The 10,786-nt window shown below is 72.4% G+C and carries 9 protein-coding genes; 4 read left to right on the top strand and 5 right to left on the bottom strand.

The window, feature by feature from the left end; translation table 11 throughout:
* Positions 1–337: 337 nt before the first annotated feature.
* The 3 genes from ligA to ACWCSU_RS32510 all read right to left on the bottom strand — a co-directional run bounded on the left by ligA (position 338) and on the right by ACWCSU_RS32510 (position 4,030).
* Positions 338–2,530, bottom strand: a complete 2,193-nt coding sequence (gene ligA, locus ACWCSU_RS32500) for an NAD-dependent DNA ligase LigA (RefSeq protein ID WP_364085193.1) — start codon at positions 2,528–2,530, stop codon at positions 338–340.
* Between the two features lie 73 nt (positions 2,531–2,603).
* Positions 2,604–3,023 (bottom strand): hypothetical protein, encoded by a 420-nt coding sequence (locus ACWCSU_RS32505; protein WP_449940063.1) that lies wholly within the window; start codon positions 3,021–3,023, stop codon positions 2,604–2,606.
* A gap of 14 nt (positions 3,024–3,037) precedes the next feature.
* Entirely contained in the window at positions 3,038–4,030 is a 993-nt protein-coding gene (locus tag ACWCSU_RS32510; RefSeq protein ID WP_357697541.1) for a methionine synthase, read from the bottom strand.
* Positions 4,031–4,054: 24 nt separating this feature from the next.
* Between ACWCSU_RS32510 and ACWCSU_RS32515 the strand changes: the two genes are divergently transcribed.
* Entirely contained in the window at positions 4,055–4,687 is a 633-nt protein-coding gene (locus ACWCSU_RS32515) for an MBL fold metallo-hydrolase (protein ID WP_449940064.1), read from the top strand.
* Here the strand turns inward: ACWCSU_RS32515 and mnmA are convergent.
* Complete coding sequence (gene mnmA / locus ACWCSU_RS32520) at positions 4,684–5,742, bottom strand: tRNA 2-thiouridine(34) synthase MnmA (RefSeq protein ID WP_449940066.1); 1,059 nt, start codon at positions 5,740–5,742, stop codon at positions 4,684–4,686. The genes ACWCSU_RS32515 and mnmA overlap by 4 nt on opposite strands.
* 67 nt (positions 5,743–5,809) lie before the next feature.
* On the opposite strand from mnmA, the gene ACWCSU_RS32525 reads away from it, so the two are divergent.
* A complete protein-coding gene (locus ACWCSU_RS32525) occupies positions 5,810–6,862 on the top strand; it encodes a DUF695 domain-containing protein (protein WP_449940068.1) in 1,053 nt (350 codons plus the stop codon).
* Here the strand turns inward: ACWCSU_RS32525 and ACWCSU_RS32530 are convergent.
* Entirely contained in the window at positions 6,855–8,018 is a 1,164-nt protein-coding gene (locus ACWCSU_RS32530) for a cysteine desulfurase family protein (protein ID WP_357697534.1), read from the bottom strand. The two genes, ACWCSU_RS32525 and ACWCSU_RS32530, sit on opposite strands and share 8 nt — an antisense overlap.
* A 53-nt stretch (positions 8,019–8,071) precedes the next feature.
* Here ACWCSU_RS32530 and ACWCSU_RS32535 point away from each other — a divergent pair, with 53 nt between their 5' ends.
* Complete coding sequence (locus tag ACWCSU_RS32535; protein WP_357697532.1) at positions 8,072–8,581, top strand: TetR/AcrR family transcriptional regulator; 510 nt, start codon at positions 8,072–8,074, stop codon at positions 8,579–8,581.
* A gap of 852 nt (positions 8,582–9,433) precedes the next feature.
* Positions 9,434–10,621 (top strand): MFS transporter, encoded by a 1,188-nt coding sequence (locus ACWCSU_RS32540; protein ID WP_357697530.1) that lies wholly within the window; start codon positions 9,434–9,436, stop codon positions 10,619–10,621.
* Positions 10,622–10,786: the final 165 nt, after the last annotated feature.

A 10,786-nucleotide genomic window follows, 5' to 3' on the forward strand; every position in this document is an offset into this window, starting at 1 on the left:
TGGGAGGGTACGACCTTCACCCCACTTCGCGAAACCAAGCGCGTACGTTCCGTCACTTCTCGTTTCCGACATATACCCAAAAACCACTATGGGTAGCGCGGCCATCGACAGTCCGTACACAATCCTGATCCCCGGCCGGCCGCGGCTGCATCCGCGAGGTCACCGAACACGAGCCCCGGCGCAAGGGCGAACCGGCCCGTTCTCAGTGCCTTCTCGGCCCTTCCAGGCTTCCCCGGCCCTGCTCCACATCCCCGATTCCCCTACATCTCCCCGGCTCTTCCGCGCATCCTCGACTCCTTCCGCAGGCCCCCGACTCCGCTACGGCTCCCCGGTTCCCTTACGTCTCCTCGGTGACCGCCACCCGGGCGGCGGCCTCCGGGCCCTCCGTCAGCAGCACCTCGAACCCCTGCTCGTCGAGGATCGGCACCTTCAGACTGACCGCCTTGTCATACTTCGACCCGGCGTTCTCCCCCGCCACCAGGAACGACGTCTTCTTCGACACCGATCCGGCCACCTTCCCGCCCCGGCCGGTCAGCGCCTCGGAGGCGGTGTCACGCGTGTACGCCTCCAGCGTCCCCGTGACCACGAACGTCAGCCCCTCCAGAATCTGGGGCTCCGTCTTCTCCGGAGCGGGACCGTCGTCCATCCGCACCCCGGCGGCCCGCCACTTCTCGACGATCTCCCGGTGCCAGTCGACCTCGAACCACTCCCGGATCGTCGCCGCCACCCGCGACCCGATGCCCTTGACCGAGGCCAGCTCCTCCTCCGAGGCGTTCATGATGGCGTCGATCGACCTCATGGAGTCGGCCAGGTCGCGGGCCGTCGGCGGCCCGACGTGCCGGATCGACAGCGCGACCAGCACCTGGGCGAGCGGCGCCGCCTTGGCCCGGGCCAGCTCGTCGACCAGCGTGCGGGCGGCCTGGCTGGGCCCGCCGTCGAGGTTGGAGAACAGGGAGACGACCTTCTGCTCACCGGTCTCGGGGTCGAGCTTGGGCAGCCCGGTGTCCTGGTCGCGGACGACCGACCGGATGGGCATGAGCTGCTCGATCGTCAGGTCGAACAGGTCGGCCTCGGTACGCAGGACGGGCTCCTGCGGCGGCACCGGCTGGGTGAGCGCGGTCGCCGCGACGTAGCCCAGCCCGTCGATGTCGAGCGCGCGCCGCCCGGCCGCGAAGTAGAGGCGCTCGCGGATCTGCGCGGGGCAGCCGCGGGCGTTGGGGCAGCGCAGGTCGGCGTCGCCCTCCTTCTCGTAGGCCAGCTCGGTGCCGCACTCGGGGCAGTGGGTCGGCATGACGAACTCCCGCTCGGACCCGTCGCGCAACGCCGTGACCGCGCCGACGATCTCGGGGATGACGTCGCCCGCCTTGCGCAGCACCACGGTGTCGCCGACGAGCACGCCCTTCTTGATCACCGTGGCCGCGTTGTGCAGCGTGGCCCGCTCGACGGTCGAGCCGGCGACCACGATGGGCTCCATCACCGCGTACGGCGTGACCCGGCCGGTGCGCCCGACGCCCACCTGGATGTCGAGCAGCTTGGTGTTGACCTCCTCCGGCGGGTATTTGTAGGCGATCGCCCAGCGCGGCGCCCGCGAGGTGGACCCCAGCTCCCGCTGGGTACGGAAGTCGTCGACCTTGACCACGACCCCGTCGATCTCGTACGCCGGATCGTGCCGGTGCGCCCGGTAGTGCTCGATGAACTCGTCGACCTCGGTGAGGCCGGGCACCACCTTGAACAGGTCGCTGACCGGCAGCCCGAACTCCCGCAGCCGCTCGTAGACCTCCGACTGGGCGCGCGGCACGGCCGAGCCCTCCCAGACGCCGATGCCGTGGACGAGCATGCGCAGCGGGCGCTGCGCGGTGACCCGCGCGTCCTTCTGCCGCAGCGTGCCCGCCGCCGAGTTGCGCGGGTTGGCGAACGGCTGCCTGCCCTGCTCCACGAGCTGCTCGTTGAGCTGCTTGAACCCCTCGACCGGGATGTAGACCTCGCCGCGCACCTCGACCAGGCTCGGCACGCCCTCCCCCTTGAGCCGGTGGGGCACCCCCTTGATCGTGCGGACGTTGGCCGTGACGTCGTCGCCGACACGGCCGTCGCCCCGGGTCGCGCCGCGCTCCAGCTTGCCGTCGCGGTAGACGAGCGCGATGGCCAGCCCGTCGATCTTCAGCTCGCACAGGTAGGGGCCCGGGTCGCGCTCGGCCAGCCGCTCGACGCGGGCCGTCCAGGCGGCCATGTCGGCCTGGTCGAAGGCGTTGTCGAGGCTCTCCATGCGGTTGAGGTGACTGACCTTGGCGAAGTCGCCCGTGACCGGCGCGCCCACCTTCTGGGTGGGCGAGTCGGGCGTCTGCAGCGCCGGATGGGCCTCCTCCAGCGTCAGCAGCTCGCGGAACCACTCGTCGAACTGCGCGTCGCTGACCGTGGGCTGGTCGAGCACGTAGTAGCGCCAGCGCGCGTCCTCGACCAGCTCGCTCAGCTCCGCATGCCGCTTGAGCGCGGCCACGGGCACGCCCCCGACCTCGGTGTCACGCTCGCTCACGCTGGGTCTCCTTCCACGTCCGACACGCTGAGCAAACGCTACCGCCGGGCCCCGACAGGAACGACTCGCCGGCTCATCCGCCCTGGGCCCAGACGCCTTCCCAGACCGAGCAGTTACCGGTGATCTTCCTTGCCGTGCCCCGGCAGACCCGGCCCTCGATGGAGAGCATGTAGCCGGTCTTGACCGAGAACTCCAGCGGCCGGGTGCCCGAGCAGTTGCGGTACGTCTTGTGCCCCTTGCCGCCGTCGTCCTCGACCCAGCGGAACTGCAGCCACGAGCACCCCGTACGGCCCGGGAAGTCGTACAGCCTGCCGCTGACCACGAACCCGGGCCGGTCGAGCAGGACCTTGCCCCTGGCCTTCCCGGCCCGGTCGGCGGAGTAGATCGACCCCCAGCTCCAGACCTCGGGGTTGGCCGAGGCGCCGGCGGGGACGGCGATCGAAGCGGACGCGATCAGCATGATGGCACCGACGGCCAGAACGCGAACAGTCATGGCCCGGACGGTACTCAGCCGCCTTGCATCCCGCTTGCCGGATCGTCCTTGAGCACCCGGGCGGCCTTCGCGCACGCCGCCAGGGCCGCCCGCGCGTAGCGGGGAGAGGCTCCGGCGAGGCCGCAGGCGGGCGTCAGCGTGACCTTGGCGGCCAGCCCGTCGGGGGCGAACCCGAGCCGGCGCCACAGCTCCACCGCGGGCCTGGCGACCACCCCGGTGTCCGGCAGCGCGACGTCCCGGCCCGGCACGACGCCCAGGAACAGCCCCATCCCGGCCTCGAAGAGCTCGCCGAGCTCGTCGTCGTCCCGGCGGCGCAGCAGCGACGCGTCGACCGACACGGCCCGCGCCCCGGCCCGCCGCAGCAGCGCGTAGGGCACCCCGGGCGCGCAGCAGTGGACCACCGGATCGGGGAACAGCCGCAGCGACTCCTCCACCCGCCACTCCTCGACCGCCGCGAGCCGCCCGAACCCCGACGCGGTCGGGACCGTGCCCGCCAGCACGCCCGGCAGCCCCGGCTCGTCGAGCTGCAACACGATCTCGGTGACGCCGGGCAGCCGCCGCCGCACCTCGGCGCAGTGGTCGGCGACCCCCTGGGCCAGCGACGCGACCAGGTCGCGCACGGCCCCCGCGTCGGAGAGCATCTTGTCGCCGAACTTCAGCTCAAGGGCCCCGGCCAGCGTCCACGGCCCGCACACCTGGAGTTTGAGCGGCCCGGAGTAGTCGTGCGCGACCTCCTCCAGCCCGTCGAGGTCGCGGCGCAGGTGGTCGACGGCCCGCCGGTGGTCGCGGCCCGGCCGGTCGGCCAGCCGCCACCCGGACGGCTGCACCTCGGCCGGCAGGTCGACCAGCAGCCCGGCCGTCCTTCCGATCATGTCGGCGCCGACCCCTCGGGCCGGCAGCTCTGGCAGGTACGGCAGGCCGGGCACCTCGCCGAACACGACACGGATCGCCTCAAGATGATCCTCACCCGGATGCGACCCGACCCCGGTGGCTTCCCACGTAGACATGGTCACAAGCGTAGGCTCTGCCGAATGGAGCTCACCAAACTCACGCACGCCTGTGTACGCCTTGAGAAGAACGGCAAGGTCCTGGTCATCGACCCGGGCACCTTCTCCCAGGAGCCGGTGCTCGACGGGGTCGACGCGGTGCTCATCACGCACCAGCACTTCGACCACTTCGACCTCGAGAAGCTGAAGGCCGCTCCCGCCGGGGTCGAGGTCTGGACGTGCGAGGGCGTCGCGGCCCAGCTGACCGACGTGCCGGTCAAGGTCCAGGTGGTCCGGCACGGCGATGCCTTCGACGCGGCGGGTTTCCGGGTGAAGGCGTTCGGCGAGTGGCACACCAAGAACCACCCCGATGCGCCTGTCGTCCAGAATGTCGGTTTCATGCTGGACGACGAGGTGTTCTACCCGGGCGACGCGCTCACGTTGCCCGGCGTCGACGTGCCCACCCTGCTGGCGCCGACCAACGCCCCCTGGATGAAGCTCAGCGAGATGGTCGAATACCTGCGGACGCTGCGCCCGGCCCGCGCGTTCTCCACGCATGACGGCCTGCTCAACGACATCGGCCTGTCGCTGGTGGACACCTACCTGGAGCTGGAGTCGGACAAGCAGGGCGCCGACATGCGCCGGCTCAAGGTCGGCGAGTCGGTGACGCTGCCTTAGGCGGCCGAGACGATGGTGGCCGAGCCGATGACCGTGTCGCCCGAGTAGAGCACGGCCGCCTGGCCCGCCGCCACGCCGGTGGCCGGGCGGTCGAGGTCGATGCGCAGGCCGCCCTCGGCCTCCTCGAAGCGGCAGCCGTAGACCTCGCCGTGGGCCCTGAGCTGCACGGTCAGGTCGTCGGAGCGGGACGGGCCGTTCCAGACCGGGCGGGCGCAGGTGATCGAGGTGACCTCCAGCGCGGCGCGCGGGCCGACCGTGACCGTGTTGGAGACCGGCTCGATCGACAACACGTAACGCGGCCTGCCGTCGGCGGCCGGACGGTCGATGTGCAGGCCCTTGCGCTGGCCCACCGTGAACCCGTGGGCGCCCTGGTGGGTGCCCACCACCGCGCCCTCCTGGTCGACGATCGGGCCCTCCTCGGCGCCGAGCCGGCCGGCCAGGAAGCCACGCGTGTCGCCGTCGGCGATGAAGCAGATGTCGTGGCTGTCGGGCTTGTCGGCGACGGTCAAGCCGCGCCGCGCGGCCTCCTCGCGCACCTCGGCCTTGGTGGAGCCGCCGAGCGGGAAGATCGCGTGGCTGAGCTGCTCACGGGTGAGCACCCCCAGCACGTACGACTGGTCCTTGCCCTGGTCGACGCTCCTGGACAGCACGCCGTCGGACAGCTTGGCGTGGTGGCCGGTCGCGACGGCGTCGAAGCCGAGGGCCAGCGCCCGGTCGAGCACCGCCTCGAACTTGATCTTCTCGTTGCACCGCAGGCACGGGTTGGGGGTGCGGCCCGCGGCGTATTCGGCCACGAAGTCCTCCACCACGTCGCGCTGGAACCTCTCGGCCATGTCCCAGATGTAGAACGGGATGCCGATCACGTCGGCGGCCCGCCGCGCGTCGCGGGAGTCCTCGATCGTGCAGCAGCCTCGCGCGCCCGTACGGTGGGATTGGGGGTTGGCCGACAAGGCCAGATGCACACCAGTGACGTCGTGACCGGCCTCGGCGATCCGGGCGGCGGCCACGGCGGAATCGACGCCGCCCGACATGGCGGCAAGCACACGCAGTCCCATGACCGTTCCAGCGTACTGTCCGGCGGGGAGTGCGCGGCCATCGGCTCCGTCTGGAAGGATTCAGCGCATGCGACTGTTCGGGCGCAAGGACGCAGAGGAAGAGGCCGACCGGCCCGGCGACGGCGTGGCCGGGTTCTGGGCGTGGTGGCAGGAGGCCAGGCCGCGGCTCGACCCGCTGGTGGCCGCGGGCGCGGCCGAGGGCATCGAGGAGCTGCTCGCCCCCGCCGTGGGCGCGCTCCATCCTGACCTGGTCTGGGAGGTGGCGCCCGGCAGGAACGCCGCGCACGCCCTGGTGGTGACCGCGGCCGGCGACGCCGAGCTGCGCTCGCTCGCCCACCGCTGGGCGAAGGCGGCGCCGCCGGCCGACCTGTTGTGGGAGTTCCATCCGTCGCGGCGGGCCAACCCGCAGGCGCTGGAGCTGACGCTCGACGTGGGCGGGTTCGAGTTCGCCCTCGACAAGCTGGCGTTCGGGCTGCGCGTGCCGCGCAACCAGCCGCGGGTCGACGTGGCCGCCTACCACCCGATCTTCAGCGAGCTCGACGAGGAGACCCGCCTGGAGGCGACGCTGCTCGCCCTCGACTGGCTGCTGGGCGAGGACGACGTGGCCAGATGGGTGGGCGAGATCACGCCCGCCACCTTCCAGCCGATCGACGCGGTCGCCGCCGTCCACCTGCCCGCCGTGGTCGCCGACCTGGCCTCGAACTATCAGGACGAGGAGTGGCTGTCGCTCGAAGGCCGGACCGGCGAGGGCGCGTCGCTGGTCGCCGTCGCGCGCTTCCCGCTGCGGCCCGTCGACCACCCGCTGTTCGACCAGCACATCGAGATCACCCTCCCGTACGCCCACCGCGACGACGACGGCCTGCCCGCCGGCGAGTCGCTGACGGCGCTGCGCGACTTCGAGGAACGCCTGGCCGCCCGCCTGCTGGAGCTGCGCGACGACGCCCTGCTGGCCGCGCAGCTGAGCGCCGCCGGGCACCGGGTCGTCCACCTCTACGCCGACCCGGACTCCGACGCGGCGACCCGCGTCGAGGAGCTGATCGCGAGCTGGAAGGAGGGCGAGCCGCGGATCGACGTGGGCCATGACCCCGCCTGGGCCGCGGTCTCCCCGTTCCTCAGCTGAGCCCGGCCCTGCGGGCGCGTTCGACGGCCGCGGGCAGCACCTCGATCAGGCGGTCGACGTCGGCGCCGGTCGAGGTGTGGCCCAGGGTGAACCTGAGCGAGCCGCGCGCGGCCGCCGCGTCGGCGCCCATCGCGAGCAGCACGTGCGAAGGCTGCGCGACGCCCGCCGAGCAGGCCGAGCCGGTCGAGCACTCCACGCCCTTGGCGTCGAGCAGCATGAGCAGCGCGTCGCCCTCGCAGCCGGGGAAGGAGAAGTGGGCGTTGCCGGGCAGCCGGCCGGCCGGGTCGCCGTTGAGCACGACGTCGGGGACGGCCTGACGGACGCGCTCGATGAGCTCGTCGCGCAGCGCCGTCAGGCGGCGGCCCAGGGCCTCCTGCTCCTTGACGGCGGTCCGCACGGCGGCGGCGAGGCCCGCGATGGCGGGCGCGTCGAGGGTGCCGGAGCGCACGTCGCGCTCCTGGCCTCCGCCGTGTTGCACCGACACCGGCGTCAGCCCTCTGGCCAGCAGCAGCGCGCCCACGCCCATCGGCCCGCCGACCTTGTGGCCGGTGAGCGTGAGGGCGTCGGCGCCCGAGTCGGCGAAGGAGACCGGGAGCTGCCCGATCGCCTGCACCGCGTCGGTGTGGAACGGGACGCCGTGGTCGTGGGCGACGGCCGCCAGCACGTGGACCGGCTGGATCGTGCCGACCTCGTTGTTGGCCCACATGACGCTGACCATGGCGACGTCGTCGGGGGCGCGCTCGATGGCGGCGCGCAGCGTGTCGGGATGGACCCGGCCGTACTCGTCGACGTCGAGCAGCTCGACCTCGGCGCCCTGGCTCTCGGCCAGCCACGCGGCCGGGTCGAGGGCGGCGTGGTGCTCGACGGAGCTGATCAGGATGCGCCGGCGCGGCCTGCGCGCCCAGTAGAGGCCCTTGATGGCGAGGTTGTCGGCCTCGGTGCCGCCCGAGGTGAACACGACCTCGCTCGGCCGGGCCCCCAGGGCGTCGGCGATGGTCTCGCGGGACTCCTCGACGACCCTGCGCACCTGACGGCCCGCGGCGTGCAGCGAGGAGGCGTTGCCGACGCGTTTGAGTTGCTCCGTCATGGCCTCGATCGCTTCGGGCAGCATGGGCGTGGTCGCCGCATGATCAAGATAGGCCGACGGTCGTGTCACCAGATCAGGGTATCTCGTTTGCCACTGTACCGTCCGGACGGTACAGTCGAGGCATGCGAAGGGACGAGCTGTTGGACGCGGCGGAAGACCTCCTGTGCGACCAGGGGTCGGCCGCGCTGACGCTGTCCGCCGTGGCCGACCGGGCCGGGGTGAGCAAGGGCGGCCTTCTTTACCACTTCGGCACCAAAGAGGCCCTGATCAAGGGCATGGTCGAACGGCTGATCGAAGAGTTCGACGAGCTGATGGCCGCTCAGCCGCAGGGCACGTACACCGAGCGGTACCTCGGGGCCACGCTGGTCGCCGTGCGCTCGGGGCGGCTCCGAAGATGGGCGGTCGTGACGGGCGCGTCGGGCAACCTCTTCCTGCTGGCGCCGCTGCGGGAGGCGATGTCCCGATGGCACCGGGAGGGGCTGGGCGACGAGCCCGACCCGCTGGCCGCGCAGATCGTCCGGCTGGCGTGCGAGGGGTTGTGGGACGTGGCGAGCCATGACCCGCAGCTCAACTCCGAGGCCGACCTGCGGGCCCTCGAAACCCGCCTGAGAGCCCTGCTCAAACCCGGCTGACCTGCGCGCCGCTACGTGTCGCGGGTCACTCCCGCCCCGGGAATGCGCGGGGGTCACTTCTGGTTCAGGTGTCGGAGCTTCTTCGCCGGAGCTTTTCCCGGGTGGACTGGAACGGATGGGGGTGGCCTCGCGTTGACGATGACGCGCTCCCACGACCCCTGTCGCCGTGCTTCCGGCCGCCCACCGTCAAGACCTGACGCCTCGGCGACGCCTGCCGTCCTCGCCCGACCGGCCCGTAACGGCCGGACGAACGGGCTCGCCCCGAGCAAACGGTAGACCGGGGCGCCGGGGCCGGTCGAGCGGCGTGAACGAGCCACTCAGGCGGCTCGAACAAGCCGCTCGGATGGCACGGACGAGCCGACCAGGAGTGCGGATCAGACGCTCGGGAGCGCGGACCAGCCGATCAGGCGCGCGGACCAGACGCTCGGGAGCGCGGACCAGCCGGCCTGGCCGGTGAGCCGACTCGGGCGGGCCGTCCGCTTCTGAGCGGCCCCGCCTGAAGCGGGCGCCGCCAAGGACCCGGCACGGTCGCCAGGCGACACGAGGCGAGCCCCCAACCGGCCCACCCCGAACCGCCGCCCCCACCCAGCCGCACCTCCCCGAACAACCCCACCAACAGCCATTCGCCCCGGGCCGCCCTGGGCCGCCCTGGGTCGGCCGACTCAGGGCGGTCGGCTTCGGGCCGGTCAACGACTCGGCGGGCCACGGCCCGCCTCAACACGAGCCGGGCCGGCGCGTCGGGCCGGTGGTTCTTGTCCCTTCGAGTTCTTGTCCCCCCGAATCTTCCAGGCGCCCCCACGCGGGGAGCGCCTGATTTGTGACGACCGAACGATCTTGTGAGAGGTGTGCCTTATGACCCGCGACCTGAGGACGGCCCGCTACGGGGCGATCCTCACCTTTGTCCTTGGCGGCCTGATGGTGGGCACGATGACCGTGCGCATCCCCGCCCTGACCGACAAACTCGGCCTGTCCGAGTCGACGGTCGGCGCGGTGCTCCTCGCATGGGGCCTCGGGGCCCTCGTGACCATGCAGTCCATGCGACGGATCATGGCCCGCGCGGGCAGCAGGGCGGTTCTGCGGATCGGCGCCCCACTCACCGCGATCGGCCTGCTGGCCGTCGCCTTCGCCCCGAACCTCCCCCTCCTCATCGTGGCCGCCACGTTCTTCGGCATGGCCTTCGGCACCGTGGACGTCGCCATGAACGCCCAGGGCTCCACCGTCGAGCAGGCGTACGGCCGCCCGCTGATGAACGGCATGCACGCCGGCTGGTGCGTCGGCGCGATCTCGGCGGGCGCCCTGGGCAGCGTGTCGATCGCCGCCGGCCTGTCGTTCACCGCCAACCTGGCGCTGGTCGCCCTGGTCTCGCTGCCGGTCGCGGTGCTGCTCGGCCGTACGTACCTGCCGGAGGCCCCGGCGACGGAGGCGGCGCGCACGGCCCGGCACCGCATGCCGGCGATCGTCTACCTGCTCGGCGCCATCATGTTCTTCGCCTTCATGGTCGAGGGTGTGGTCGCCGACTGGAACGGCCTGTACATGCGCAACGAGCTCGGCGCCCCCGAGGCGCTGGCCGCGCTCGGCTACCCGGTGTTCGAGGCCGGCATGCTGCTGGCCAGGCTCACCGGCGACCGGCTGCGCTCCCGGTACGGGGTGCGCGGCATGCTGACCGTGTCGGGCGTGGCCACGGCCGGGTTCTTCACGGTCGTGCTGATGGCCCCGGCGGCGCTGGTGGCGGTGCTGGCGATGTTCTTCGTCGGGCTCGGCGTGGCGACGATCGCGCCGCTGACGCTGTCCCTGGCGGGCACCGCGACCGACGCCCCCGGACCGGCCATCGCCCAGGCGGGCGCCATGGGCTACGCGGGCCTGCTGCTCGGCCCGGTGGTGATCGGCTTCCTGTCGGACGCCACCTCGCTGCGCGGCGCGCTCGGCATCGCGGTCGTCCTGGGCGTGCTGATCGCGGTGGCGTCGCGGTTCCTGCCCCGGCGGGAGGCGCCGGTGTTCGGAGCCGTTCCCGTGCGGGAGCCGGTGAAGGTCGCCGCATAGGACCTCTGTCGTCCCAACGGCTCCTCGGGGGGTCATGTACCCGGCCCCGCGCACGGATCGCGTCCGCCTGAGACGGCGGAAGCGGCGGCCGCGGGCGGGGGGGGGGCCGGGCCCGGGCGCGCCGCCCCGGCGGAGAAGGCGACCACGCAGACGAAGCTGGACACC

The sequence above is a fragment of the Nonomuraea sp. NPDC001699 genome, assembly GCF_053596455.1.